The 25,572-nt window shown below is 65.7% G+C and carries 25 protein-coding genes, 1 tRNA gene and 1 pseudogene; 15 read left to right on the top strand and 12 right to left on the bottom strand.

Annotated elements, in window-relative coordinates; all coding sequences use genetic code 11:
• Positions 1–2 precede the first annotated feature (2 nt).
• The 7 genes from modA to L8K25_RS04710 form a co-directional block, all read right to left on the bottom strand.
• Positions 3–779, bottom strand: coding sequence for a molybdate ABC transporter substrate-binding protein (gene modA / locus L8K25_RS04740; RefSeq protein WP_242137727.1), 777 nt, complete (start codon positions 777–779; stop codon positions 3–5).
• A gap of 225 nt (positions 780–1,004) precedes the next feature.
• The gene (locus tag L8K25_RS04735; protein WP_242137726.1) at positions 1,005–2,465 is read right to left on the bottom strand and encodes an esterase-like activity of phytase family protein; all 1,461 of its coding nucleotides are present in this window, start codon (positions 2,463–2,465) and stop codon (positions 1,005–1,007) included.
• A 126-nt stretch (positions 2,466–2,591) separates the two neighbouring features.
• Positions 2,592–3,131, bottom strand: coding sequence for a transcription termination/antitermination protein NusG (gene nusG / locus L8K25_RS04730; RefSeq protein WP_010162674.1), 540 nt, complete (start codon positions 3,129–3,131; stop codon positions 2,592–2,594).
• A gap of 16 nt (positions 3,132–3,147) precedes the next feature.
• Positions 3,148–3,345: a preprotein translocase subunit SecE gene (gene secE, locus L8K25_RS04725; protein WP_242137725.1), complete on the bottom strand. Its 198-nt coding sequence runs from the start codon at positions 3,343–3,345 to the stop codon at positions 3,148–3,150.
• A 162-nt stretch (positions 3,346–3,507) separates the two neighbouring features.
• Positions 3,508–3,584, bottom strand: a tRNA-Trp gene (locus tag L8K25_RS04720).
• A gap of 44 nt (positions 3,585–3,628) precedes the next feature.
• Positions 3,629–5,986, bottom strand: coding sequence for an EAL domain-containing protein (locus tag L8K25_RS04715; protein ID WP_242137724.1), 2,358 nt, complete (start codon positions 5,984–5,986; stop codon positions 3,629–3,631).
• Between the two features lie 91 nt (positions 5,987–6,077).
• The gene (locus L8K25_RS04710; protein WP_242137723.1) at positions 6,078–7,847 is read right to left on the bottom strand and encodes a fatty acyl-AMP ligase; all 1,770 of its coding nucleotides are present in this window, start codon (positions 7,845–7,847) and stop codon (positions 6,078–6,080) included.
• Between the two features lie 194 nt (positions 7,848–8,041).
• On the opposite strand from L8K25_RS04710, the gene L8K25_RS04705 reads away from it, so the two are divergent.
• From L8K25_RS04705 to L8K25_RS04690, 4 genes are all read left to right on the top strand, one after another.
• Complete coding sequence (locus L8K25_RS04705) at positions 8,042–8,521, top strand: RecX family transcriptional regulator (protein WP_347341139.1); 480 nt, start codon at positions 8,042–8,044, stop codon at positions 8,519–8,521.
• A 176-nt stretch (positions 8,522–8,697) separates the two neighbouring features.
• Complete coding sequence (locus L8K25_RS04700; RefSeq protein WP_242137722.1) at positions 8,698–9,237, top strand: cold shock domain-containing protein; 540 nt, start codon at positions 8,698–8,700, stop codon at positions 9,235–9,237.
• A gap of 10 nt (positions 9,238–9,247) precedes the next feature.
• The gene (locus L8K25_RS04695) at positions 9,248–9,742 is read left to right on the top strand and encodes a DUF192 domain-containing protein (RefSeq protein WP_242137721.1); all 495 of its coding nucleotides are present in this window, start codon (positions 9,248–9,250) and stop codon (positions 9,740–9,742) included.
• Between the two features lie 42 nt (positions 9,743–9,784).
• A complete protein-coding gene (locus L8K25_RS04690; protein WP_242137720.1) occupies positions 9,785–10,177 on the top strand; it encodes an NADH:ubiquinone oxidoreductase subunit NDUFA12 in 393 nt (130 codons plus the stop codon).
• On the opposite strand, the gene L8K25_RS04685 is transcribed toward L8K25_RS04690, so the two are convergent.
• Positions 10,150–10,479 carry a hypothetical protein gene (locus tag L8K25_RS04685; protein ID WP_242137905.1) on the bottom strand — a complete coding sequence of 110 codons (330 nt, stop codon included), beginning with the start codon at positions 10,477–10,479 and terminating at the stop codon, positions 10,150–10,152. The two genes, L8K25_RS04690 and L8K25_RS04685, sit on opposite strands and share 28 nt — an antisense overlap.
• Between L8K25_RS04685 and L8K25_RS04680 the strand changes: the two are divergent.
• Positions 10,369–10,602: pseudogene (locus L8K25_RS04680) on the top strand (DUF2155 domain-containing protein); the annotation flags it as partial. The gene L8K25_RS04685 and the pseudogene L8K25_RS04680 overlap by 111 nt on opposite strands.
• 35 nt (positions 10,603–10,637) lie before the next feature.
• Here the strand turns inward: L8K25_RS04680 and aat are convergent.
• From aat to L8K25_RS04660, 4 genes are all read right to left on the bottom strand, one after another.
• Complete coding sequence (gene aat / locus L8K25_RS04675) at positions 10,638–11,357, bottom strand: leucyl/phenylalanyl-tRNA--protein transferase (protein WP_242137896.1); 720 nt, start codon at positions 11,355–11,357, stop codon at positions 10,638–10,640.
• A 32-nt stretch (positions 11,358–11,389) separates the two neighbouring features.
• Complete coding sequence (locus L8K25_RS04670) at positions 11,390–12,115, bottom strand: ParA family protein (RefSeq protein ID WP_242137719.1); 726 nt, start codon at positions 12,113–12,115, stop codon at positions 11,390–11,392.
• A gap of 69 nt (positions 12,116–12,184) precedes the next feature.
• Positions 12,185–12,562: a hypothetical protein gene (locus L8K25_RS04665; RefSeq protein WP_242137718.1), complete on the bottom strand. Its 378-nt coding sequence runs from the start codon at positions 12,560–12,562 to the stop codon at positions 12,185–12,187.
• Positions 12,563–12,663: 101 nt separating this feature from the next.
• Positions 12,664–13,983, bottom strand: a complete 1,320-nt coding sequence (locus L8K25_RS04660; protein ID WP_242137717.1) for a type VI secretion protein ImpB — start codon at positions 13,981–13,983, stop codon at positions 12,664–12,666.
• Between the two features lie 341 nt (positions 13,984–14,324).
• Between L8K25_RS04660 and L8K25_RS04655 the strand changes: the two genes are divergently transcribed.
• From L8K25_RS04655 to murD, 10 genes are all read left to right on the top strand, one after another.
• On the top strand, positions 14,325–15,317 hold the full coding sequence (locus L8K25_RS04655; protein ID WP_242137716.1) for a cysteine synthase A: 993 nt from the start codon (positions 14,325–14,327) through the stop codon (positions 15,315–15,317).
• 50 nt (positions 15,318–15,367) lie between these two features.
• Positions 15,368–15,685, top strand: coding sequence for a hypothetical protein (locus L8K25_RS04650; protein WP_242137715.1), 318 nt, complete (start codon positions 15,368–15,370; stop codon positions 15,683–15,685).
• 372 nt (positions 15,686–16,057) lie between these two features.
• Positions 16,058–16,558 carry a division/cell wall cluster transcriptional repressor MraZ gene (locus L8K25_RS04645; protein WP_242137714.1) on the top strand — a complete coding sequence of 167 codons (501 nt, stop codon included), beginning with the start codon at positions 16,058–16,060 and terminating at the stop codon, positions 16,556–16,558.
• Entirely contained in the window at positions 16,555–17,511 is a 957-nt protein-coding gene (gene rsmH / locus L8K25_RS04640; RefSeq protein WP_242137713.1) for a 16S rRNA (cytosine(1402)-N(4))-methyltransferase RsmH, read from the top strand. The genes L8K25_RS04645 and rsmH overlap by 4 nt, the downstream gene beginning before the upstream one ends.
• Positions 17,511–18,146 carry a hypothetical protein gene (locus L8K25_RS04635; protein WP_242137712.1) on the top strand — a complete coding sequence of 212 codons (636 nt, stop codon included), beginning with the start codon at positions 17,511–17,513 and terminating at the stop codon, positions 18,144–18,146. The genes rsmH and L8K25_RS04635 overlap by 1 nt, the downstream gene beginning before the upstream one ends.
• Positions 18,143–19,873 carry a penicillin-binding protein 2 gene (locus L8K25_RS04630; RefSeq protein WP_242137711.1) on the top strand — a complete coding sequence of 577 codons (1,731 nt, stop codon included), beginning with the start codon at positions 18,143–18,145 and terminating at the stop codon, positions 19,871–19,873. Before L8K25_RS04635 ends, L8K25_RS04630 begins: the two co-directional genes overlap by 4 nt.
• Before the next feature lie 10 nt (positions 19,874–19,883).
• Positions 19,884–21,311, top strand: a complete 1,428-nt coding sequence (locus L8K25_RS04625; protein ID WP_242137710.1) for a UDP-N-acetylmuramoyl-L-alanyl-D-glutamate--2,6-diaminopimelate ligase — start codon at positions 19,884–19,886, stop codon at positions 21,309–21,311.
• On the top strand, positions 21,308–22,687 hold the full coding sequence (gene murF / locus L8K25_RS04620; protein ID WP_242137709.1) for a UDP-N-acetylmuramoyl-tripeptide--D-alanyl-D-alanine ligase: 1,380 nt from the start codon (positions 21,308–21,310) through the stop codon (positions 22,685–22,687). Before L8K25_RS04625 ends, murF begins: the two co-directional genes overlap by 4 nt.
• Positions 22,687–23,757 (top strand): phospho-N-acetylmuramoyl-pentapeptide-transferase, encoded by a 1,071-nt coding sequence (gene mraY / locus L8K25_RS04615; RefSeq protein WP_242137708.1) that lies wholly within the window; start codon positions 22,687–22,689, stop codon positions 23,755–23,757. The genes murF and mraY overlap by 1 nt, the downstream gene beginning before the upstream one ends.
• A gap of 426 nt (positions 23,758–24,183) precedes the next feature.
• Positions 24,184–25,572 (top strand): UDP-N-acetylmuramoyl-L-alanine--D-glutamate ligase, encoded by a 1,389-nt coding sequence (gene murD, locus L8K25_RS04610; protein ID WP_242137707.1) that lies wholly within the window; start codon positions 24,184–24,186, stop codon positions 25,570–25,572.

The following is a 25,572-nucleotide window of genomic DNA, read 5'->3' as shown; positions in this document are numbered from 1 at the left end:
CTCTAGCCGGCCGTCCGGAAGCCATAGCGGCGGAACACCGCCAGTGCGGCCGGGCTGTGGAGATAGCCGAGGAAGCCGCGCGCCGCCCCGCTTCCGCCGCGCACGAGGGCAGCGGGATAATCGATCGGGGCGTGGCTGGCTTCGGGGAAGATGCCGACGATTCGTACACCCGGTTCGGCGCGTGCGTCGGTCTCATAGACGATCCCGAGCGGTGCCTCGTGACGGGCGACATAGGACAGTGCGACCCGGACATTGTCCGCACGGGCGAGCCGGCCCTGCACGCTCGCCCAGACGCCTAGCCGCGTCAGTGCGGTCTGGGCATAGATTCCGGCGGGGACATAGGCGGGGTCGCCAACGGCGAGCCGACCGGAGTGTCCGAGCAGTGTCGTAAGCGGAAAGCGCGGCGCAATCCGCACGTTGACGTTGCTGTCGGCCGGCGCGACCAAGGCGAGGCGGCCCCGCAAGAGCGTACTTCGGCTGGCGACGTCGATTCGCCCGGCCTTCTGTGCATGGTCCATCCAGACGAGATCGGCCGAGACGAAAAGGTCGGCTTTGACACCCGATTCGATCTGTCGTGCGAGCAGGCTGCTCGAAGCGAAGGAAAAGCGCACCGGAACGCCGGTACGCTGGGTATAGGCCTTGCCCACGGCCTGCAGGGCGTCGGTCAGCGACGCCGCGGCGAACACGGTAACGGGGGGCGGGGGCGCGGCCTGGGCCGTTCCGCAGCCGATCGCAGCGGCGATCGCGGCAAAGGATGTCAGAAGAGTGCGGCGGTTCATGGAAGTCCGATCGGGTGCTATATCGCGGGACATATAGCGGATCGGAGGCCGGCGGATAGGCTTGGCGGACTGCTTTCAGCGACGCGTGGCGCAGTGACACGGTCGCGCTACCCGCCACCCGAAGGGCCGGGACTGTTCCGGCACCCGCTACGTCAGGTTCCCGTTCGGGGACCGGGAACTACGGTCGATCCCGGCAAAATGCCGGGATCGAGGCTGTGCCGAGCGTCAAGCGTAGCGGACGGTCGTCTTGCGCCGCCGCGCCATGGCACCGATGCCCGCGAAGCCCGCCAGCATCATCGCCCAGGTCGAAGGCTCGGGCACGGCGCCGGTCAGTTGTTGCGCGACGAAACCGGGCAGGTCCGCGTCGCTGAACCCGAACACGAAGAACTGGTTCTGCCCGGCGGATGCCGGAACGAAATCATTGTCGTTCGCGACGAACAGCGTGTGGAGCAGCTGTCCGTTGTAAGTCACGTCCTGCCCGAACGCGAGACCTTCGATCTTCGCTGGGATTTGCGAAGCGGGGATCCCCGCCGCGGTCAGCGCGGTGACGAGGTTGAGGAACGGCGTCGTTCCCTTGGTAACCGCTGTCGCCTTGCTTGCGTCGGTCCCTGACAGCGCGGTGATGTCGGTCGCGCCGTTCAGGTCGATCCGGAAGAACTGCTTGACCGCGGCGTTCGTGCCGTCGCCGAGGCCCTTGCCGTCGCGCTCGTCGACCAGGAATTCGTGGTCATTGATCGCGACGATGTCGCTGACGCCCGATCCGGTGGTGAGCTTGTAGCCATATTCATGCGTCGTGCCGCTCGCGACGTCGATCGTCACGATCCGCACGAACTTCGCCGGGTCCTGCTCGAGCGGTGCCTGCATGATCCCTACCAACGTCTTGCCGTCCGGCGTCAGCGCGAGGCCTTCCATGCCCTTGTTGGCGACGCGGCCGACCGTATTGCCCGCGATCTCGACGTCGCCCCTGGGCGACTGGTTGGTCACGGCGAGGTTGGCCGGGAGCGTGAAGGTCTTGACCAGGCTGCCGGTGGCGCGATCGAACTGGCGGACATAGGGGCCATATTCGTCCGAGACGAAGACGCTCTTGCCATCGTTCGAGACACGGACCGACTCCGGATCGAATCGCGCATTCGCCGAATCGGTCGACAGGCCGGACGCGTAATTGTCCGAGCGACCGGTGAAATAATAAGCGCCCGCGCTGTTCTGGGCAGGCGCACCAGAACCGAGCGGCGTGCCGTCGATCCTGTTGCCGAGGCCAGCGCCCGTCCCGTAATTCAGCGCGGTCGGGCTCGACAACAGCGTCGTACCGGTCAGCGCGGCGGTCACGCCGAACGGCAGGCCGCTGCCGGAGGTGTTGGCGGTCAGCGCGAGCGACAGCGTCTGGAAGCGGCTGATGTAAGACGTGGTATCGTCGACCGCAGAATTATACGCGGTGGCGTTGGGGCCGCGGTCCGGCGTGGCGATGAAGGTGTTGCCGCCGGCATAGGCCAGCCCCGAGCCGATCCCACCGAGAATATTCCCCGGCAGACCGTTCTCGAGCGTCCCGGTCAGCCCCGACAGATCGACGTTGGCACCAGCGCTGCTGCCGTTGATCGAGCCGTTGGCGAGGTAGATCGGCGCGGCGGTCGCGGGAACGGAAAGCAACGCGGCAACCGTGATTGCAGCCGAGCGGAAACGGATCATCATACACCTGTCCTACGCGTTCGTAAAAGATGAACGCGGCGTTAACGATGTACAATTACAGCAATAAGTCAGTCACATAGAGAAATATGCCGAACGGCCGGGCACACATGGGCCCGGCCAGAGGGGCGCTTACTTGCTGCGCTCGACCTGCTCGAATTCGAGCTCGACCGGGGTGGCTCGACCGAAGATCGACACCGACACCTTGACGCGGCTGCGATCGAAATCGAGTTCCTCGACGATGCCGTTGAAGCTCGCGAACGGGCCGTCAAGCACCTTGACCGAATCGCCGATCTCGAAGTCGACCTTGACCTTCTGCTTGGGTGCAGCGGCGGCGGCCTCGTCCTTGGTGTTGAGCATCCGCGCGGCTTCCGATTCCGGAATCGCCTGCGGCTTGCCGTTAGGCCCGAGGAAGCCGGTCACCTTCGGGGTGTTCTTGACAAGGTGATAGACGTCGTCGTTCATGTTTAGCTTGGCGAGGACATAGCCCGGCATGAACTTGCGCTCGACCGCGATCTTCTTGCCACGGCGGGCTTCGGTCACGGTCTCGGTCGGAACCTCGATCTGCTCGACCAGCTGCTCGAGCCCCATGCGGGTCGCTTCCGCCATGATCGCGTCGCGGACCTTGCCCTCGAAACCCGAATAGGCGTGGATGATGTACCAACGTGCCATGTCGTCTGTCTGTCCGTTATTTCGCGAGGGTGAGCAGCAGGTGGACGATCGCCTCGAACGCGGTGTCGATGACGAAGAAGAAGACGCCCAGCAGCGTCGCCATGATGACGACCATCACGCCGGTCATCAGGGTTTCGCGTCGCGTCGGCCAGACGACCTTCTTGGTCTCGGCCTGGACCTGACGGATGAATTCGAGAGGGGTCGTCTTCGCCACTGTGCTGCACTCGTGTTTTTCGCCGAAGGATGGGACATGGGCCCGCTGCCCGGCCCTGTGAAGGGCCGATGACGGTCATTCCCAATTTCGGAATGATACGACCCTAATCCGCGCCGGCGTTTAAATCAAGCTGCGGGCGGAACGGGAGCGAATCGGAATAGGTGGCAGGGGAGCACGGACTCGAACCGTGGGCCTTCGGTTTTGGAGACCGACGCTCTAACCAACTGAGCTACACCCCTATCGAGGGCCTCTCTATCGCGACAATCTGCGGATCGCAAGCGGATCAAGCAGCGGCGCGATCCCGCGCGGCCCGCTGTGCCACGCCGCGCGCATCCTCGACCGGGAGGGGGCGCCCGAAATAATAGCCCTGGACCTTGGTGCAGCCGAGGTTCTGCACCATGCGATGCTCCTCCTCGGTCTCAACCCCCTCGGCGGTCGTCGCCATGCCCAGGCTCTGCGCCAGCGCCACGACGGCGCGGACGATCGCCAGCGCCTCGCGGACGCCCTTCGAGGCGCCGGTCACGAAGCTGCGATCGATCTTGATCGTCGAGAATCGCGTACGGCTGAGATAGCCGAGCGAGGAATATCCCGTTCCGAAATCGTCCAGGCTGAGCCGTACGCCAAGATCCAGGATCCGCTCGAGCACCTTCACCGCCGCGGTATCGTCTCGCATGAAGACGCTCTCGGTCACTTCCAGTTCGAGCCGGCCCGCCGGAAGGCCCGAATTGCTGAGCGCCGATGTGACGACGGCAACGAACCCGGGGTTGTGCAACTGTTCGGGCGAGACGTTGACCGCGATCCGCGCCTGTCCGGGCCAGCGCGCCGCCTCCATGCAAGCATTGCGGAGTACCCATTCGCCGATCGGCGCGATCAGTCGCGCATCCTCCGCGAGCGGAATGAACTTGGCCGGCGATATGACGCCGAGCTCCGGGTGCGTCCAGCGCACCAGCGCCTCGAACCCGGTCAGCTGTTCGCTCCCGGCATCGACCACGGGCTGGTAGCAGATGTGCAATTCGTCCTTTTGCAGGGCGAGGCGGAGTGCCTGTTCGAGGACACGGCGCTCTTCTGCGGCAATGTGCAGTTGCGGTTCGTAGCAATGGTACGTCCCGCCGCCGGCGTCCTTGGACCGATAGAGCGCCAGATCGGCTGAACGGATCAGCATTTCGGCGGTGCGACCGTCGCGTGGACCAGTGGCGACACCGACGCTGGCGCCGGTGTAAAGCGTGTGCTGGTCCAGTTCGTACGGACGCGAGAGCGCATCCACGATCGTCTGCGCGAGCCGTTCGACCCGCGCCGTGTCGCTCGCGTCCCGCACGACGACGGCGAACTCGTCGCCGCCGAGTCGTCCGATGATTTCGTTTTCGGTCATCAGCACGGCGAGCCGTTCCGACACCCGGCCCAGCAACCGGTCGCCGATCGGATGTCCCAGCGTGTCGTTCACGGCCTTGAAGCGATCGAGATCGATCATCATGAAGGCACAGCGGCTGCCCCATTTCGCCGCATCCGTCATTGCGTGCGCCAGCGATTCGTTGATGTAGAGTCGGTTGGGCAGGCCGGTGAGCGTGTCGAAGCGCGCCATGCGGTTGATCTTGTCGGCGGACGCGCGCTGTTCGGTGACGTCCGAGCCGACGCCGCGAAACCCGATGAAGATGTCGCGTTCATCGTAGCGCGGATTGGCGGCGATCTCGAACCAGCGCTCGCTCTCGCCGACCTGAACCGGCAACAACAGCCCGCGAAATGGCTCGCGACCTTTGAGATATTCAGCGAGGTCCCGCAGCCCCGAGGCGAAATTGCCCGCCTCCCAGGTCGGGCCGGCAAGGACCTCGAGCAGCGACTTGCCGTTGACCGTCGTGGTGTCGAGCCCGACCGACTCGGCAAACCGCGGCGAAGCGCGCACCACGCGCCGCTGCGCGTCGGTTTCCCATAACCAGTCCGACGAATGTTCCTCGGCCTCGCGCAGCAGCAAGCTGACGGTTTCGTCCCGTTCCCCAAGCGCGATCTCGCTGGCGCGAACGACGACCAGCGCCTTTGCGCGCGTGAAGCAGCCGATCATCAGCAATGCGGTGAACAGCACCACCGCAGACGCCAGGACCGGTCCTCCCGTCCACAGCATCATCGCCGCAATCGCGACGCCCAGAATGCCGAGAAAGCTCAGCGTTGCAAGCGGCAACGCGGCCATGGCTACCGCGGAGGCGGTCATCAGCAGCGACAGGACCACCCAGAGGTTGAGGGCGGTCGTCGTATCGGCCCGGATGCCGCAGGCGAAGGGTGGGATCGACCAGACCAGGCCAAGCAGCAGGCCGTCGAGCAACGTGGCGCGCACGTCATGCAGGCTTGCGGTATAGGCGGCGCGGTGACGGGTGGCGAGGCGGCGAACGGCGACCGCAACGCTGACCACGGCGGCAACCGTGCCCCACAAGGCGAGCGCCCAGAGCGGCGCGCAATGCGCGAGCGTCAGCGTCACCAGCGCGGCGCCGATGACGTTCGCTGCAACCAGGAACAGTGCCAGCTGGCTTCCGGCATGGAGCTGGGCTGCCCGAATGGGCCCCCAGTCCGTCGTGTCCGCCGGATCGTGCAGACCCAGCAGCGCGCGTGCGTCGATGCGCGGCTTGGCGAATTGGGAGGAGGATGAGTTGCTCACCCGCACACCGATACGCCCCCTAAGGTTAGCGGATCGTTAGAGCGGTACGCCATGGCCCGGATTGGGCGCGCTGACCCATCATTTCGCTTGATTATGCCGCCAGATCGTAGGGTTTGATGTCGCCGCTGAGATAAAGATTGCGCGCCTTTGCCCGACTGAGCTTGCCCGAACTGGTGCGCGGCAGGGTCCGGGGCGGGATCAGCTCGATCACGCAGTTCATTCCGGTGACCGAACGGACCCGCTCACGGATTTCCTCGCGCAGGCGTACCCGTTCGGCATCGTCCGAACTGCGGCACTGGACGAGCACGGCCGGCGTTTCCTCGCCGCCCGGGGTCGTGATCGCGAAAGCCGCGATGTCGCCCGCCTTGAACCCCGGTAGCTGCTCGACCGCCCATTCGATGTCCTGCGGCCAGTGATTCCGACCGTTGACGATGATCATGTCCTTGGCGCGGCCGACGATGTAGACATAGCCATCGGAGAGATAGCCCATGTCACCCGTGTCCAGCCAGCCATCAACGAGGCAGGCGTCGGTCGCCGCCTGATCGCGGAAATAACCGACCATCAATGAGGGGCCGGAGCACCAGAGCTTGCCGATCGCGCGTTCCGGCAAGGGCGTGCCGTCCTCCTCGCGGATCTCGACCTTCATGTCCTTGACCGGCTTCCCGCAATTGACGATCGCGCGATATCGCTGCGGGCGATCCTCGCCTGCCGCGACGCCTGAAAGTTGTGTTTCCTCCACCAGTTCCACGCGAATGCCTTCGGCGGGGGGCATGATCGACACCGCCAGCGTAGCCTCGGCCAGGCCGTAGCTGGGCAGGAATGCACTGGCCTTGAACCCGGCGTCGGCGAAGGCGTCGACGAAACATTGCATCACGTCGGGCCTAATCATGTCCGCCCCATTGCCCGCCAGCCGCCACCGCGACAGGTCGAAGCGATCTGACGCTTTGGTTTGGCTCGAGATGCGTCGCGCGCAAATGTCATAGCCGAACGTCGGCGAGTAGCTGATCGAATTGCCCGGATTGCGGCTGATCAGATCGAGCCACGCCAGGGGACGGCGTGCGAAATCCTCGGTCTTAAGATAATCGGTGGAAACTTGGTTGGCGACCGGCGACAGGAAGCAGCCCACCAGGCCCATGTCATGATACCAGGGAAGCCACGAGATGCAGCGGTCCCGATCGACCAGCTGCATGCCATAGGCGTGGGCGGTCAGATTGTTGAGCAGCGCGTGATGGGTAATCACGACGCCATGCGGAAACCGGGTCGAGCCGCTCGAATATTGGAGATAGGCGACGTCCTGGCCGCTTGCTTCGGGTAGGGCGATCATCGGGGCGGGGCGTTGGCCCAGTTCGGACCAGTCGATACCGTCGGTTCCAGCGGCACGGGCAGCGTCCTGGCCCATGTGCGCGAGTTCGGGCGGATAGATGAGGACGACCGGCTCGCAGCTCGACAGTTGGACACGCAGCTGTTCGACGTAGGAATCGCGGCCGCCGAAGGACGTTGGCAAGGGCAATGGAACGGGCCACGCACCGGCATAGACGGCACCAAAGAACAACGCGGCAAACTCCGGGCTCGTTTCGGCGACGATCGCCACCCGATCCTGCGGCTTGATGCCGGCATGGACCAGGCGCCGTGCCATTGCCAGCGCATCGCCTTGAAGTTCGGCAAACGGATAGGCGCGAGTCAGTGCGCCACGCGCGTCGTGAAAATTAAGCCCGCGTTGACCTGTGGCGGCGTAATCGAGGGCCGCCCCAAGCGTTTCGAAATCCGCGAAGCGCCGCGGCAGCGAATCTTCGGTGGGCGTGGCGACCGGCTTCGGCGTTTCGGCCTCAAGGTCGTGCGTGCCCGCAACGTCAACTGTCATCTGTATCTGCGCCCTCGATCGCGGCATCATTCAGCGGCCGCGCTTATGGTCCCTTTCGGCAAGCACCCCTGCTTATGCCAAGCGTTCAAAATCCGGTTCGACTGTGGCACAATGATGGCGCCATGCACCAACGCCCCACGAACCAATCCCGAACACGGGAAAAAAAGCCAATCCCACCACTAGATAGCGGAGCATTGGAACGACTTGCCTTACGCTATGTCGAGCGTTTTTCAACGACCCGCGCACGCCTCGTGACCTATCTGGTTCGCAAGATCCGCGAACGCGGCTGGGAAGGAGCGCTGCGTGACCCGGCCGAAATCGCCGAAAAGTTCGCAGAGCTCGGCTATATCGACGACCGTGCGTTCGGCGAAGCGCGTGCCGCGGCGATGGGTCGGCGGGGTCTGGGCGAGCGGCGAGTCAGCGGTGCGTTGCGTCAGGCCGGATTGGACGAGGCCGATAGCGCCGCGATCGCTCCCGGTATGGCCGATCGTGCGCTCGAAACCGCGCTTGCCTTCGCGCGGCGTCGGCGGATCGGGCCGTTTGCCCTGGCGCCGGTGGATCGGCCACAGCGCGAGAAACATATCGCCGCAATGATTCGGGGCGGTCACAGTTTTTCTATGGCCCGAATGATTGCGAATCTTCTGCCCGGAGAAAGTCCTTCATTTGATGAATAGCCTTGTCATAGTATATAGAACCCCCATTTCCGTAATGTTTAAGAAAAGATTGTGGGACACGGCATTACAGAGCTTTGGATCGGGCTGTATGTCATGCTATGGGCGCGAGCGGGGGACTTTCTACGATGCGAAATGTACCGATTCCGGCGTTTGGGGAGCCGGATCGCGAGGGTCGAATGGATGACGGCGCACATATCGCGAACGAAGAATCGCGACATTATACAGGCGTACTCAAATGGTTCGACATGACGCGTGGGTTCGGCTTTCTTGTTGCCGACGAGGAGGGCGTCAGCGATATTCTGATTCACTTTTCGGTGCTGCGGCCGCACGGTCGACGCAGCCTGCCGGAAGGGGCGCGCCTGGAATGTATCGCTTCGCTGCGCGAGCGCGGATTGCAGGCGAGCGAAATCCTGTCGATCGACCTGAGCAATGCCGTCGAACCACCACCCAAGCCCCGCAGCGAGCCGCAGCGACCGGATCCTGCGGCTTTGATCGAAGGGGCCGGACCGTTTGAGCCGGTCACGGTCAAATGGTTCAACCGGTTGAAGGGGTACGGATTTCTGGTGCGCGAAGACAATTCGGGCGATATCTTCGTACACGTCGAGACGCTTCGCCGCGCCGGCCTGGAAGAGGTCGAGCCCGGACAGTTTCTTTACGCCCGCATGGTGGCCGGCGAAAAGGGGCCGCTTGCGGTCACGGTGGAACAGAAAGTCTAGGAGTCGCCCTGTGCGCCAGCGTTTCGCGAATGTCATCGGCTTCGCGATGCTGGTCGCAACCGGAGGTTGTGACGACGGCGCGCCAGCGAAGCCGCCCGTCGATGCGGCGTCCGGCCTCGTCGCCGTTACGGTCGCAAGCCATAACGGAAGGCATCGCTTCCTGGTCGAGCCAGCCGTAACGGCGGAAGAGCAGCGGCGCGGGCTGATGTTCCGAACCGATCTGGCTGCTGATGGCGGCATGTTGTTCGCGCCATATCCACCGAATGGACCTCCGCGTGAGGCCAGTTTCTGGATGAAGGACACGCCGACCCCGCTGGACATCATCTTTGTCCGGGCGGACCATACGATCGCCCGCATCGCGGAAAATGCCGCGCCGCAGTCCGAGGTGCCGGTATCCTCGGGCGAGCCGGTGGCTGCCGTCCTGGAGATCCGCGGGGGGCGATCGCTCGACCTCGGGATAAGGGAAGGCGACACGGTCAGCTGGCGCGCATCGACGGCGCGTTGATGCCGGTTGAAGGCGACAGCGCGGCGCGCTAAGCGCTACACCATGGGCATCAATCTTAATCCCTTCACCTGGTGGACCGGCGCGAGCTGGGGCACGGCATTCGGTCTCCGTGGCAAGGCGCGGGTCGGCGAGGATTCGCTCGGCAACGTCTATTACGAGGGTGGCCGCGATACCGCGGGCAACCCGCGCCGGTGGGTCATCTACAACGGGGTGAACGATTCGAGCCGTATCGCTCCGGAATGGTTCAGTTGGTTGCATCATCAGGTGGCGGACGTGCCGGCGCGTGCGCTTCCTGCTCCGCGTGCGTGGCAATTGCCCGCCGAACCCAATCTTACCGGCACGACACTGGCCTATCGTCCCAGCGGCGCGCTCGAGAAGGGCGGGGTCCGCGCGCAGGCCACGGGCGACTACGAAGCCTGGACGCCGGACGCGTGATCCGGCGCGCGCTGGGCGTCGGCGCCCTGGCCGCGCTCATAGCGACGAGCGGATGTGACCGGGCTGCCAAGGCGCCCGAGCCCACGCCTACGGAAACCGCGGAAACCGCGCTGGATGCGGATACGAGCGCGCAGAACGTCGTGACCGTCGATGTCGCGGGGGGCGTCGATCCGAGCCTGGGCGCCACGCCGATGGCGCAGCGTGTCGCAACGCTCGGGCTGCTCAACAAGCGCAATGGACAGGCGCGGGATGTGACGTTGAAGCCGGGCGAGACAGTCCGCGTCGGCGATGTCGTGCTGCACCTGAAAGCCTGTGAGCAGACTGCCCCCTGGGAGCAGGAGCATTACACCGGAGCGTTTGTACAGGTCGACGTGTCAGGCACGGACAAGGTCTGGCGTCGGGTCTTTTCGGGATGGTTGTTCAAGGAACGTCCCGGCCTGAACGTCGTCCAACACCCGATTTACGATGTCTGGACCAAGAGCTGCGCGATGAGCTTCCCGGAAGGCGGGCCGGAGTCGATCCCGGCGGGAGCAGCCTCCAATGCCGCAGCCCCCCGGTCCAGCGCAAAGAAGTCGCCGACGCCCGAGGCCGAGGCGTCGCCGCCGACGACGCCCGACAGCGCACTCGACAATTCCACGAGATAGGCGGCGCGCGGAATTTCGACCGCGCCCATCGATGCGAGATGCTCGGTCATGAACTGGCAGTCGAGCAGGACGAAACCGCCGACCCGTAGCCGGGCGACCAGCCATGCCATCGCCACCTTCGAGACGTCGCGCGCCCGGCTGACCATGCTTTCACCAAAGAAGGCACGTCCCAGCGCCAGTCCGTAGAGGCCGCCCACCAGCGTCTCACCGTCCCAAACTTCGATCGAATGCGCGAAGCCGAGGGTATGGAGCCGATTGAACACCTGTTCGATCTGCGGATTGATCCACGTGTCGGGCCGATTGGGGACCGATTCGGCACACAGCCGCATCATGTCGGCAAAACAGCGATCGGCCGTTACCCTAAAGTGATCGCGCACCACCGTCTTGCGCAGGGATTGCGACAGATGAAACCCGTCGAGCGGGAGGACTGCGCGATCCTGGGGTTCAACCCAGTAGATTTCGTCGGCGGTCCTGCTGTCGGCCATTGGAAACACGCCCACGGCATAGGCGCCAAGCACGAGGTTCGGGTCGAGCATCTCGGCCTCGCCTGCGCGCTTCGGGGCCTTGCTCACGCTGCGATACGGCGCTCGATCGCCTGCCACAATTGCGCGAAGGCGGCGGCGCCGGCGGAGCGCGGCGCGAAGCTACCGACCGGCGCGCGTCGTGCGGTGACCTGCTCGATCAGGCTCGCCATCGGAACGACCGGCCAGTCCGGGTGTCGCGCCAGCGCATCGGCGTGCAGTTTTCGACGGCGATCGACCATCGAATGGACCGGCATGATGTCGGCACGGCTGCCCAGATGCTTGACCACCTCCGCCAGGGCACGCTCGGACAACGGCGAGGGGATGACCGGGACGACGATCAGATCGGCCGCCCGCATGACCTGGTCGCTCGTCTCGGTCAATCCGGGCGGACAGTCCAGCAGGATGCGATCGTAACTCTTGCGAAGGCCCGTCAGCAGCTTTTGCAGGCGCTTCTTCTTGTCCATCTCGTGGAACAGCAAGTCCAGGCCGCGCAGCGAAGCGTCGGCGCCGAGCAGATCGAGACGCGGGACGGCAGTCTTTTCGATCAACCGCTCGGGTTCGACGTCCTTGGCGAAGACCGACTGCGCCAGGTCGCGCAGCTTGGTCCCGTCGTTGCGGGTGGTCAGAAGGAAGCTGCTGGCGGCTTGTGGATCAAGATCCCACAGCAGGGTCCGCCGCGCGGATTGGATCGCGGCGGACCAGGCCAGATTGACGGCGAGCGTCGTCTTCCCGACGCCGCCTTTCAGACTGTAGATCGCAATCGTCGACACCGGCAGGCCCTTCGCTCAGGAATGGCTATCGTGACGGATGCCGACGTAGTGCGCAACAATGGCGGCGGGTTAGAGGTCGCAGAGCTGCTTCGGCTTGCCCGGCTGAGTCAGCGTCACGGCCTTGACCGTACCCGTCATCTCATAGCCGTCGGCCTTGAGCGGGTCGCCGGCCTTTTCGGCGGTGAGCTTGGTCGGCGTGCCGGTCTCGGTCGTCTTCACCAGCGCCTGCTTGTCGCCTTCGAAGAAGGTTACGTAGACCAGGCTATTGTCCTTGCAGCGGAAGGTGACTTCCTTCTTGATCGCGGGCGGCAGTTCGACCGGCGCGCGGTTGGCAATTTCGGCAGCCATCGGGTCGGGCGTGACCGAGCTGACCTCGGTTGGCTTGTTGTCACAGGCCGACAGCGCGAGGAGCGCAACGGCAGCGGCGGGGAGGAGTCGGTTGAGCATTCGATTTTCTTCGCGCACGCGGTAGAATGCGTCAAGACCCGACGGTCGTGGCCGATCACGCTTTCATGCGCTGCAACAAATAGTTCATGGTAACGTCATCATTATTCGTGAAACTCGTCGAGATCAGGGATGCGTCCAAAGGCGATCTTTGTTCCGACGCGGTCTATTCTTCCCCCATGTTGCGGCCCCAGGCTGACCGCGTGCCTGCCGAACTTTTCGTTAATCCGGTCCATCGCACGACTCAGCGCAAGCGTGCGCGTTTCACGGGCGAGCGGGTCGTCAGGATCGAGCAAGCCGAACAGCGATTCCTGTTCCCCGCTCACCGGCTCGATCTCGGCCAGGGTAACGCCGACCATTCTGACCTGGAAATCGCCGGGTCGCGCCTTTCCGGCCGCCAGGAGGCGTGGGAAGAGCGTTTCGAGGGCCGCGAGGACTACGAAACTGTCCTGGGTCGCGGGCAGCTTTACCGAGCAGCGCCACGTCGATTTGTCGTCCTCGAACCGGGCATGCAGCACCAGCAGGCGGGCGCGATAGGCTTTGCGGCGAAGCCGGCTCGTCGCCTTCAATGCCAGCCGGCGGGCGGTCAGTCGCACAGGTACCGCGCCGCGCTTCCCGGGAGAGAGGACGTGGCTATGCCCGATCGACCGGCTCTGTGTTGCCTTCTCGGGAAGATCGACCCCGTGCAGGAGATACCATAAGCGGTCTCCATTGGTGCCGCCCCATGCGGTGCCAGCGTCGCGCGGGCGGCGCTCGCAATATTGGCGGATGTCGTTGATCCCCTCTTGCGCCAAGCGCCGCTCCATTTTCGCACCGATTCCCGCGATGTCCCGCAGTTGAAGATCGTACAGCCGCTGCGGCAGGGTCTCGGCATGGAAGATGATGAGGCCATCGGGCTTCTGGAGATCCGAGGCGAGTTTGGCGAGCAGCCGGTTGGGCGCGATCCCGACCGAGCTCGTCATGCACGCCCCGACATTGGCGCGTATTCCGGCCTTGATACGATAGGCCAGTGCCGTTGCCGCCTCGATGCTGTTCTCGTTGTCGAGCAGGCGGCATGCCACTTCATCGATCGAGCAGACCTTCGTGACGGGAATATGCCGCCAGATCTCGGCAACGATCGCCTCATGGAATTCGACGTATTTGTCGTGGCGCGCAGGTGTCACGATCAGGTCGCGGCAAAGACGTTTGGCTTCCCACACGGGCGTTCCGGTCTTGATGCCAAAGCGCTTGGCTTCGACGCTGGCGGCGATGGCAACGGTGGTGTCGCTGTCGACCGGCGCGATCAGCACCGGCTTGCCGCGCAGCGCCGGGTTCAGTTGCTGCTCCACGCTGGCGAAATAGCTGTTGAGGTCCAGAAACAGCCAGCGCAGCGGTCGGGGTGGAAACGCCAGCATGGCGCCAGGGGACTCGGGTGCGGCGCTCATCACTGCGGAACGATAGCAGAACATCGCGCCCCCGAACAGGACGCCCCGAACAGGAGGCAGCGGCTCCGGTGCGAAAGTTTAGGCGTCTTTCCAGAAATCCAATTCCTCCAGGGCGACGCTCCTCCTCCGCAGCAAGGCGTAAACGGTCGTCGCATGGAGGAAGATGTTCGGGATTACGTAGTTCATGGCATAGTCTCGTGCCGTAAACGTCAGCGATTGGCCGGTCAGCGGCTTCCCGCCTCGTTATGCCGGGCGTCACTGCGGGATCGCGCATTTTGCCATGAGGCCGGCCAAGCGAAGCTTGCTTGCGGGTCGGGATCGGGACGCATAGCTAGGCAAGTATGCATACGACCCCGAACACGCTCGCCCTGATCGGCAATACCCCGCTCGTGCTGCTGAAAGGCCCCAGCGAGGCGGCTGGTGCCGAAATCTACGGCAAGTGCGAATTTGCCAACCCAGGTGCCTCGGTCAAGGATCGGGCGGCGCTCGGCATCGTCGAGGATGCGGAGGTCCGCGATCAGATCGCGCCCGGCGGCACCTTCGTGGAGGGAACCGCGGGCAATACCGGCATCGGGCTTGCGCTGGTCGCCAATGCGAAGGGGTATAAGACGATCATCGTCATGCCGGAGACGCAAAGCCGGGAGAAAATGGATACGCTGCGCGCCTTGGGGGCGGAACTGGTCCTCGTGCCGGCCGCGCCATATTCGAATCCCGGACATTTCGTGCACACCTCGCGCCGGATCGCGGAGGAAACGCCGAATGCGGTCTGGGCGAACCAATTCGACAATATCGCCAATCGTCGCGCGCATATCACCGGCACGGCAGAGGAAATCTGGGCGCAGATGGACGGTCGGGTCGACGGGTTCACGTGCGCCGCGGGGACCGGCGGTACGATTGCAGGCGTCGGCCTTGGTCTCAAGGCGCATGACGAGCGCATCTGCATCGCGCTCAGCGATCCGCATGGCGCAGCGCTTTATGAGTATTACGCGCACGGGGAATTGAAGTCGGAAGGCTCGTCGGTGGCGGAGGGCATCGGGCAGGGGCGGATCACGGCGAATCTGGAAGGCGCGCCGATCGATACGCAATTCCGCATTTCCGATGCCGAAGGCATGGAGTGGGTGACGCGCCTGCTCGCGGAGGAAGGGCTCTGCCTCGGCCTTTCGTCGGGGATCAACGTTGCCGGCGCAGTGCGGTTGGCGCGGCACCTGGGGCCCGGGTCACGGGTGGCAACTATCTTGTGCGACACGGGATTCCGCTATCTTTCCACGCTGTATAACCGGGCTTGGCTCGAGCAGAAAGGGCTCGCCGTGCCGCCGTGGCTGGTGGCCGATTGAGGGTGGCATCGACAAAGACGTTTTAAGACGTTACATTTATGCCACAGCTTATGAAAATCATCGCAAAAGACGCAGCGCAGACGACGCAGCGGTTCCGGGTCGGGATGATCGGACTCGCCGCGGTCCTGCTGTTCATCGGACTCGTTGCCGCCATCTTCTCGACGGCCAATCATGATCGCCAGGTCGTGGCAATCGGCAGCGCGCGCGCCGATGTCGTCGCCAACATGGTATCGGGCGATGCCGGTGCGCCGGGGGCGGCGGCGAATCGGGAGCCGCTCGCCGAGCTTGGGGTCGCCCCCAGCGCTGAGCTGGATAACGCGACCGCCATCGACAATGCGATGAAACCGCAGGCGCAAAGCGCGCGGTGACAGACACCATCGCTCGCATGGGTGCGATCCAGGCATTTTTGGGCCGAGTCATCAGGCCGGGTGAGGCGGGGAATTTGCGGGAAAGCCGATGCTCCGAGCCCCTGAGGGAAGAGATTCGCTCTGTTCCGGCTATCAACCATTCGAACACACCGGGAACGGGCTAAATTGATGAAAGTATTTTTGCGCCGAAAACCTTCGGATTAGACTTTAGTCCCGTCCAATCCCCGGGTTTCCCCTTGTATCCCCGCCGCTCCCCGTGATACCTCTTTAGCGACAGGGGCAGACCGAACTCGCCTGCATTTCGCGGCGCTGAGATTGCAGAGATGCGATTCTCGGTACGGGGGAGGCTTGCCCGCCTAGTGCGGGGTAAGCGTGGACGAACGCGGAGATTATCAGGGGGACGGTCTTGGCCTTGTCGACGACAAGGGCCGGGTCGCGATTCCTGCTTCGCTCCGCGCAACGCTGGCGGCGAACGCGCCGCGTCCTGACGGCAAGGACGGCGGGACGGTGATTGTCGGCGTTCACCCGAAGCACAAATGCCTGCGCGCCTACGATCCGGCCTATGTCCGCATCCTGCGCGCGCAACTCGATGCGCGCGAAGCCGCGCACACCGGCGCCGACGGCGAACCCAATTACAATTTCAAGCGTCGCGGCGCGAGCGGCGAGCCCGTGCCGTTCGACGGTTCGGGGCGGTTCATCATGCCCGGTTTTCCGCGCGACTATGCCGGGATTGGCGAGCATGCCTTCTTCTGGGGAACGCTCGACTGGATCGAGATCTGGGATCCGAAGACGCTGCTCGATGCAGAAGACGTCGATCCGGTGATGCAGGCCGCTTGCCGCTATCATTGCAAGACCAAGGGAGTCGCGCTGTGAGCGATCGTCCCGCCACCGCCCCGCATGTCCCCGTCCTGCTCGACGAAGTGATCGACGCGCTCGCCATTGCCGCGGGCGACGTGCATGTCGACGCGACTTTCGGCGCGGGCGGCTACACCCGCGCGATGCTGGCGCGCGGCGCGCGCGTGTTTGCGTTCGACCGTGATCCGGACGCGATCGCCGCCGGGGCGGCGATGGTCGATGCGGCCGACGGTGCGTTGATGCTCGTGCCCGCGACCTTCTCCGCGCTGGAAGCCGAACTCACCGCGCGCGATGCCGTGCCGGTGCAGGGCGTGACGATGGATATCGGCGTGTCGTCGATGCAGCTGGACCAGGCCGAACGCGGGTTCAGTTTCCAGTCGGACGGTCCGCTCGACATGCGGATGAGCCAGGAAGGCGAGAGCGCTGCGGATTTCGTCAACATGGCGGATGAAGGCGCGATCGCGGACGTGCTCTACCAGTATGGCGACGAGCCCCGCTCGCGCCGGGTCGCCCGCGCGATCGTCGCGGCACGGCCGATCACGCGGACCGGCGAGCTGGCACATGTCGTTCGCCGCGCGCTTGGCTACAAGGCGCACGACAAGAAGGACCCGGCGACGCGGACCTTCCAGGCGATCCGCATCCATATCAATCGTGAACTGGGCGAACTGGCCGATGGTCTTGCCGCCGCGGAACGCGTGCTTGCACCCGGTGGGCGGCTGGCGGTGGTGACGTTCCACAGCCTCGAGGACCGGATGGTCAAGCGCTTCCTGCGCGAGCGCTCGGGGGGGCTGCCGTCGGGGTCGCGCCATCTGCCCGAAGTGGCGGCGGCGCATGCACCCAGTTTCGAGGCGGTCGGTCGCGGCGTGCGACCCAGTGAAGACGAAATCGCGCGCAATCCGCGCGCACGATCGGCAACATTGCGGACGGCACGGCGTACGAGTGCTGCCGCCTGGACGGAAGGGGCGTTGTAATGCTTGGGCTGGCTTGGAAGAGTCTGGGATGGTTCCTGGCGAGCGTCGCTGTCGCGCTCGGCTTCCTGCTCGTGCCGTTGCAGGTTGCGGCCGAGCGCAAGAAGCTCGACCGCACCGTCGGGGATATCGCGCGGGCCGAGCGCGATATCCGCGCGCTGGAAACCGAATTCGACACGCGCGCCAATCTCGCGCAGCTCGACAAATGGAACGCCGAGAAGCTCGGCCTCGTCGCGCCGTCGGCGGGCCAGTTCGTCGCGGACGAGGCGGCGCTGGCCGCGATCGAGCCGAGCGCGCCGAACGCGCCGCAACTCGCATCGTTCAAGCCGCTCGCGCCGCTGCCTGAGGCGACCGCAACCACGTCAGGTGCGGCCGCCCCGGTCCAGGCTGCCGCCGTCCAGACGGCGGCGCTGTCGACGCCCCGGGCACAGCCGGCGGTCGCAACGGTGGCTACGGCACCGCACGCCAAGTCGACCCCGGTACGGGCTGCGGCGCCGGTCGCACGCACCGCGATGGCAGCGGTGGCCGCGCCCAAGCCCCGCGCGGCGGTGGCGATGCTTGATCGCGCCTTGCTGGACGACAGCATGTTGGGCGACCTGCGCAGCGGCGCGCGTGCCGAAACCCGGTCGCGTCGGTGACCACGCTCGTCGCCCGGCCGGTCCCCGCGCGACGGGGTAACGACCAGCGCCACGCGCTGGTCGCGGTCGCGCACGTGCGGCTGATGATGCTGATGCTGCTGATCATGGCGGGGTTCCTGCTGGTGATCGGGCGGATCGCGTTGCTGGGGATACTCGGCACGCCGGCGGGGGCCGCCAATTTGGTCGCGAACCCGCAGGTGCGCGGCGACATTCTCGATCGCAACGGCCAGCCGCTGGCGCGAACGATCGAGGCATGGACGATTGGCGTCCGGCCCGCGCAGCTGCTCGGCGACCGGCAGGTGCTGGCGGACTCGCTGGCGCGGTTGCTGCCCGGGCACGATTCGAGCTGGTATTTCCAGCGGCTGACGATGCGCGGCAAGTTCACCTATCTCGAAAAGCACGCGTCGCCCGACCTGGTGAACCAGATCCATGCGCTCGGCGAACCCGGCATCGTCTTCGCACGCGAGCCCGAGCGACTGTATCCGCAATCGACGATGGCGGCGCACGTGCTCGGCTACATTGGCCCGACCGCGACCGACGCGCACATCGCCGGCCGTGCCGGGATCGAGCGCGCGTTCGACGAGCGGCTGAGCGACCCGCGCCGGCGGGGCGAGCCGATCGCGCTGTCGATCGATGCGCGCGTCCAGGCCGCCATGGAAAGCGAACTCGGGCGCGCGATGACATCGTTCCACGCCAAGGCCGCGACCGGCGTGGTGCTCGACGTCCATACCGGCGAAATCATCTCGATGGTGTCGCTGCCCGTCTACAACCCGAACAAGATCAGCGGCTCCAGCAGCGACGCTCTGCGCAACAACGTGACGCAGTCGGTCTATGAGCTCGGTTCCACCTTCAAGCCGATCGCGATTGCAGCGGCGATCAACGACGGTGTCATCACCGACATGACCCGCCGGTTCGATGCGACCAAGCCGCTCAAGGTTGGCCGGTTCACGATCCATGACGATCGCGGTGACCCCAAACGCTGGCTCAACATTCCCGAGACGCTCGTCTATTCGTCGAACGTCGCGACCGCGCAGATCGCCGACAAGATGGGCAAGGACCGGATGGCGGCGATGTTCACCGCGCTCGGGTTCGGTGAACGTCCCGCGACCGAGTTGCGCGAGCGCGCCGGGCCGATCTGGCCGCGCTTCTGGGGCCGGACGACGGTGATGACGACCGCGTACGGGCACGGCATTGCGGTAACGCCGCTGCACCTTGCCAACGCTTATGCCACGCTCGTCAATGGCGGGATCTATCGCCCTACGACGCTGCTGAAGATCGCGCCGGGTGCTGCCCCCAAGGGGCGCCGCGTGCTGACCGAAGAGACCAGCGCACGGATGCGCCAGTTGCTGCGGCTGGTCGTTCTGGTCGGCACGGGCCGCAAGGGCGACGCCGTGGGCTACCGGGTCGGCGGTAAGACCGGAACCGGCGAGATCGCGGGCGCGGGCGGCTATTCGCGCAGCAAGAACGTGTCGACCTTCGCGGCGGCCTTCCCGATGGATGCGCCACGCTATGTCGTCGTCGCCATGCTCGATTCGCCCAACGGGACGAAGGAAACCTTCGGCCTGACCACTGCCGCGTGGAACGCCGCGCCCGTCGTCGGGCGGGTGATCTCGCGCACCGGGGCGATGCTCGGCGTGACGCCGGATACGTCGCGAGACATCGATGTATCCAAGCTTTTGCCTCTGGTATGGACCGGGGAGAAGAAACTCGTCCCGACCGCAGAATGAGAGATGTAACGTGAAATTGGGTGCGCTGACCGGCGGAAACGAGAACGCCACGGTAAGCGGCTTCGCGATCGACCACCGCAAGGTCGCGCCGGGGACGGTGTTCGGCGCCTTCCAGGGGGCTGCGGTCAACGGCGAAGACTTTATCGAAGCAGCGGTTGCGGGTGGCGCGATCGCGATCGTCGCGCGGCCGGAGGCGCAGGTGACGGGCGCGGTGCATATCGCCGATGCCAACCCGCGTCGCGCCTTCGCCCGGCTTGCAGCGCGCTTCTTCGCGCCGTTCCCGGCGGTGGCGGTCGCGGTGACAGGGACCAACGGCAAGACCTCGACCGTCGAGATGGTCCGGCAATTGTGGCGGATGGCGGGGTATCACGCGGCCTCGATCGGGACGCTCGGCGTGACGACGGGCGACGACCGCGTCTCGACCGGGCTGACGACGCCCGATGTCGTCACCTTCCTGTCCAATGTCGCTGGGCTTGCGCGCGAAGGCGTCAGCCACGTTGCGTTCGAGGCGTCTAGCCACGGTTTGTCGCAATATCGCACCGAGGGGCTGGCGGTGCGTGCGGCGGCGTTCACCAATCTCAGCCGCGATCATCTCGATTATCACGGGACGATGGATGCTTACCTGGATGCGAAGCTGCGGCTGTTCGCGGAAGTGCTGGCAGACGACGGGACGGCGGTGCTGTGGGCGGACGATGCGGCGAGCGCAAAGGTTGCCAAGGTTGCACAGGCGCGTGGCGTTGCGGTGGCGCTGGTCGGGGCGGCTGGGGATCGCCTCCGGCTGGTCGGGCGGGTGCCGAGCCTGCTGGGTCAGGCGCTGACGATCGAGGCGGATGGCGAGACGTACAAGATCACCCTGCCGCTGATCGGCGCGTATCAGGCGGCGAACGCGCTGACCGCGGCTGGGCTGGTGATCGCGACCGGCGGGGATGTCGCCAAGACATTGTCAAATATCGCACATTTACAACCAGTTAGAGGTCGCCTGGAACGCGCGGTCATCACGTCCGGCGGCGCGCCGGTCTATGTCGATTATGCGCATACGCCCGATGCGCTCGATGCGGCGATCGCAGCGCTGAAGCCGCATGCGGGCGGGCGGTTGATCGTCGTCATCGGCGCGGGCGGCGACCGGGATCAGGGCAAGCGCGCGGACATGGGCCGCGTCGCGATCGAACAGGCCGATCATGTCATCGTTACCGATGACAATCCCCGCAGCGAGGATCCCGCCGCGATCCGCGCGATGGTGCTCGAAGGCGCGCCGGGCGCGGTCGAGATCGGGTCGCGGCGCGCGGCGATCCACGCGGCGATTGCGGGGGCGGGGCCGCGGGATATCGTGCTGATCGCGGGCAAGGGGCATGAGCAGGGGCAGATCGTCGGCGATCTGGTGCTGCCGTTCGACGACGTCGGCGTCGCGCGCGAGATGGCGCAGGAGCTGAGCGCATGAGCGCGCCGCTGTGGACCGCCGCCGACGTTGCCGCTGCGACCAGTGGCAATGCATCTGCCGACTTTGCCGCCAGCGGTGTCACCTTCGATTCGCGTGAGGTCGGGCCGGGCGACCTGTTCATCGCGCTGCATGGCGAGTTCAGCGACGGCCACCGTTTCCTCGACGCCGCGTTCGCGCAAGGCGCGGCGGGGGCGATCGTGTCGCAGCCGACGCCGCATCCGCACGTGCTGGTCGCGGACACGACGCTGGCGCTCGACGCGCTCGCGCGGGCGGCGCGGGCGCGGACGTCTGCCAAGATCATCGGCGTGACCGGGTCGGTCGGCAAGACGGGGACCAAGGAGGCGCTGTTCGAGGCGCTCGATCGCGGCGCGCCGGGTAGCGCGCATCGCTCGGTCAAGAGCTACAACAACCATACGGGCGTACCGTTGAGCCTGTCGCGGATGCCCGCCGCGACTCGTTTCGGCGTGTTCGAGATGGGGATGAACCATGCGGGCGAACTCGCGCAACTGACGCAGCTCGTCCGCCCGCACGTCGCGATCGTCACGACGATCGCGCCTGCGCACACCGAATTCTTCGCGAGCGAGGAAGCGATCGCGGATGCCAAGGGTGAGATCTTCGCCGGGCTCGAACCCGGCGGCGTCGCGATCGTCCCTTATGACAGCCCGCACCGTGACCGGCTGATCGCGGCGGCAACCCCATATGCGGCGCGGATCGTGACGTTCGGGCTGAACAAGGCCGCGGACGTCCATGCGATCGAGACGATGCGGACCGCGCGCGGGGCGACCTTCGTCACCGCCCGCGTTGGCGCGCGCGAACTCAGCTTCACGATGGCGCAGCCGGGGATGCACTGGGTGTCGAACGGGCTCGCGGTGCTCGCGGCGGTCGATGCGGTCGGGGGCGATCTCGCCGCCGCCGGGCTGGCGCTCGCCGAAATGGGCGGGCTCGCGGGGCGGGGCGCGCGGTTCGCGGTCGCGGCAGCGGGCGGGTCTGCGCTGGTGATCGACGAGAGCTACAACGCCAACCCCGCTTCGATGCGCGCGACGCTCGCGGTGCTGGCGGCGGAGAAGGGCGTGCGGCGGATCGTCGTGCTCGGCGAGATGCGCGAGCTTGGCGACGACAGCGATTCCTATCATGCGGCGCTTGCCGAGCCGATCCTCGCGGCGGGGGTTGAAGCGGGCATTCTGGTCGGTGAACGCATCGTCCCGCTGGCGAACGCGCTTGAGGGCAAGGGCGATTTCGTCCATGTCGCGGACGCCGCCGCCGCGCGTGCCAGCCTTTCAACGATGCTGGCGGCGGGTGATGCGGTGCTCATCAAGGGATCGAACGGCGTGGGGTTGGCGGCAGTCGTCGCAGGCCTGCGGAGCGGGACACAGTAATGCTCTATTTCATCGCCGAATATCTGGGATTCCCGGGGGCGCTCAACCTCTTCCGCTATCTCTCGTTCCGCACCGGCGGGGCGGTGGCGACGTCGCTGTTCCTCGGCATGCTGATCGGCCCGCGCTTCATCGGCTGGCTCCGCGTGCGGCAGGGCAAGGGGCAGCCGATTCGCCTCGATGGCCCGCAATCGCATCTGTCGAAGCGCGGCACGCCGACGATGGGCGGGCTGATGATCCTGACCAGTCTGGTGATTTCGAGCCTGTTGTGGATGGACCTGTCCAACCCGTTCGTCTGGGCGTGCACCTTCGTGACGCTCGGGTTCGGCGCGATCGGGTTCCTCGATGATTACGACAAGGTCCGCAAGGCGAGCACCGCGGGCGTCTCGAGCCGGTTGCGGCTGCTCGGCGAGTTCGCGATCGCGCTCGTCGCCAGCGCGATCATCGTCCACCAGAACGGGACGCATCTGTATCTGCCGTTCTATACCGGGCCCGTGATCCAGCTCGGGTGGTTCTACATCGTGTTCGCAGCGTTCACGATCGTCGCGTTCGGCAATGCGGTAAACCTGACGGACGGTCTCGACGGGTTGGCGACGATGCCGGTGATCATCGCGAGCGTCGCGTTCATGCTGATCGTCTATCTGGCGGGCAACGCGAAGTTCGCGGCCTATCTCGGCATTCCACACGTGCCGCATGCGGGTGATCTGGCGATTTTCTGTGGCGGGATCGTCGGGGCGGGGCTTGCCTTCCTGTGGTTCAACGCGCCGCCGGCCGCGGTGTTCATGGGCGATACCGGGAGCCTTGCGCTCGGCGGCGCGCTCGGCGCGATTTCGGTGGTCGCGCATCACGAGATCGTGCTCGGCATCATCGGCGGGCTATTCGTGATCGAGGCGATGAGCGTGATCATCCAGGTGTTCTTCTACAAGCGGACGGGCAAGCGCGTGTTCCGCATGGCGCCGATCCACCACCATTTCGAGCAGCTCGGGTGGAGCGAGCCGACCGTCGTGATCCGGTTCTGGATCATTGCGCTGGTGCTGGCGCTGGCGGGTCTTTCGACGTTGAAATTGCGGTGAAGCGCGCGGCTCTTCTTTCTTTAGCCCCTCCCCTTCAGGGGAGGGGTTGGGGTGGGGCTGTACCAGGCGCTGCTCTCGGTGAGACACGCCCCACCCCCACCCCCAACCCCTCCCCTGAAGGGGAGGGGCTTTTTCCTGTGGTGGTGCTGCTGTGATTATTTCGCCGACCTGGGCTGGGAAGCGCTACGCCGTGCTGGGGCTTGCGCGGTCGGGTGTGGCGAGCGTGCGTTCGCTGGTTGCGGGCGGCGCGGAGGTCGTTGCGTGGGATTCCAGCGCGGCAAGGCGAGACGCTCTTCTTTCTTTAGCCCCTCCCCTTCAGGGGAGGGGTTGGGGTGGGGCTGTACCAGGCGCTGCTCTCGGAGAGACGTCCCCCACCCCCAACACCTCCCCTGAAGGGGAGGGGCTTTTTCCTGTGGTGGTGCTGCTGTGATTATTTCGCCGACCTGGGCTGGGAGGCGTTACGCCGTGCTGGGGCTCGCGCGGTCGGGCGTGGCGACTGTGCGTTCGCTGGTTGCGGGCGGCGCGGAGGTCGTTGCGTGGGATTCCAGCGCGGCAAGGCGAGACGCTCTTCTTTCTGTAGCCCCTCCCCTTCAGGGGAGGGGTTGGGGTGGGGCTGTACCAGGCGCAGGTCTCGGTGAGACTTCCCCCACCCCCAACCCCTCCCCTGAAGGGGAGGGGCTTATAGAGTTCCACGATCCCGAAACCTTCGACCTCTCGGCCTTCAACGCCCTCGTCGTCTCCCCCGGCGTCCCCCTCAACCGCCATCCTGTGGCGGAGAAAGCACGCGCAGCGAACGTCCCCATCCTCGGCGACATCGAACTCTTCGCCCAAGCGCGCAGCACCCTGCCGCGCCACAAGGTCGTCGGCATCACCGGCACCAACGGCAAGTCGACCACCACCGCACTCGTCCACCACATCCTGCAAACGGCAGGCATCCCCAGCCTGATGGGCGGCAACATCGGCCTGCCGATCCTCGAGCAGCAGCCGCTGCCCGAAGGCGGCGTCTATGTGCTCGAATTGTCGAGCTACCAGATCGACCTGACGCAGAGCCTCGATTGCGACGTCGCGGTGCTGCTCAACGTCACGCCCGATCATCTCGACCGCTACGACGGGTTCGAGGCTTACGCCGCGTCCAAGGCGCGGCTGTTCGCGATGCAGTCGCCCGAGCACGCCGCGATCATCGGGATCGGCGATACCCCCTCCGCGCTGATCGCACGCAGCCTGTCCGCGCGCGGCGAGCAGCTCACCAAGATCGCACCCGGCGTGTGCATGGACCAGTCGCGCTGGCCGTCGCTGCAAGGCCCGCACAACGCCCAGAACGCGCTCGCCGCGATCGCGGTGGCGCAAGCGCTCGGCGTCGCCGAAGCCGCGATCGACGCGGGTTTGCGCAGCTTCACCGGCCTGCCGCACCGGATGGAGCGCGTCCGCACGCACAACGGCGTCGCCTGGGTCAACGACAGCAAGGCGACCAACCCCGAATCCACCGCCCCCGCGCTCGCCGCATTCGAGCGGATCCACTGGATCCTCGGCGGCGAAGCCAAGTCCGACGATCTCGACGCCTGCGCGCCCCAGTTCGGGCATATCGCGAGCGCCTATACGATCGGCGCCGCCGGCCCGCGCTTCGCCGCGATCCTCGCGGGGAAGGTGCCGGTCGAACACTGCGGCGATCTCGCCACCGCGGTCGCCGCCGCCGCGCGCAGCGCCGCCCCCGGCGATACGGTGCTGCTGTCGCCGGCATGTGCGTCGTTCGACCAGTTCCGTGATTTCGAGGATCGTGGGAACCAGTTCCGCACTCTGGTCGAGGCGCTCGCGTGA

It is taken from the genome of Sphingomonas sp. TREG-RG-20F-R18-01 (assembly GCF_022662475.1).
GTDB lineage: Bacteria > Pseudomonadota > Alphaproteobacteria > Sphingomonadales > Sphingomonadaceae > Sphingomonas.
This window is presented reverse-complemented; position numbering and strand designations above follow the sequence as displayed.

What these genes read in the sequence shown, in the direction of transcription:
- modA (WP_242137727.1), bottom strand. Translation starts at nt 779, where the DNA reads ATGAACCGCCGCACTCTTCTGACATCCTTTGCCGCGATCGCCGCTGCG.
- L8K25_RS04735 (WP_242137726.1), bottom strand. Translation starts at nt 2,465, where the DNA reads ATGATGATCCGTTTCCGCTCGGCTGCAATCACGGTTGCCGCGTTGCTT.
- nusG (WP_010162674.1), bottom strand. Translation starts at nt 3,131, where the DNA reads ATGGCACGTTGGTACATCATCCACGCCTATTCGGGTTTCGAGGGCAAG.
- L8K25_RS04710 (WP_242137723.1), bottom strand. Translation starts at nt 7,847, where the DNA reads ATGACAGTTGACGTTGCGGGCACGCACGACCTTGAGGCCGAAACGCCG.
- L8K25_RS04700 (WP_242137722.1), top strand. Translation starts at nt 8,698, where the DNA reads ATGGATGACGGCGCACATATCGCGAACGAAGAATCGCGACATTATACA.
- L8K25_RS04690 (WP_242137720.1), top strand. Translation starts at nt 9,785, where the DNA reads ATGGGCATCAATCTTAATCCCTTCACCTGGTGGACCGGCGCGAGCTGG.
- aat (WP_242137896.1), bottom strand. Translation starts at nt 11,357, where the DNA reads ATGCTCGACCCGAACCTCGTGCTTGGCGCCTATGCCGTGGGCGTGTTT.
- L8K25_RS04665 (WP_242137718.1), bottom strand. Translation starts at nt 12,562, where the DNA reads ATGCTCAACCGACTCCTCCCCGCCGCTGCCGTTGCGCTCCTCGCGCTG.
- L8K25_RS04660 (WP_242137717.1), bottom strand. Translation starts at nt 13,983, where the DNA reads ATGAGCGCCGCACCCGAGTCCCCTGGCGCCATGCTGGCGTTTCCACCC.
- L8K25_RS04655 (WP_242137716.1), top strand. Translation starts at nt 14,325, where the DNA reads ATGCATACGACCCCGAACACGCTCGCCCTGATCGGCAATACCCCGCTC.
- L8K25_RS04650 (WP_242137715.1), top strand. Translation starts at nt 15,368, where the DNA reads ATGAAAATCATCGCAAAAGACGCAGCGCAGACGACGCAGCGGTTCCGG.
- L8K25_RS04635 (WP_242137712.1), top strand. Translation starts at nt 17,511, where the DNA reads ATGCTTGGGCTGGCTTGGAAGAGTCTGGGATGGTTCCTGGCGAGCGTC.
- murF (WP_242137709.1), top strand. Translation starts at nt 21,308, where the DNA reads ATGAGCGCGCCGCTGTGGACCGCCGCCGACGTTGCCGCTGCGACCAGT.
- mraY (WP_242137708.1), top strand. Translation starts at nt 22,687, where the DNA reads ATGCTCTATTTCATCGCCGAATATCTGGGATTCCCGGGGGCGCTCAAC.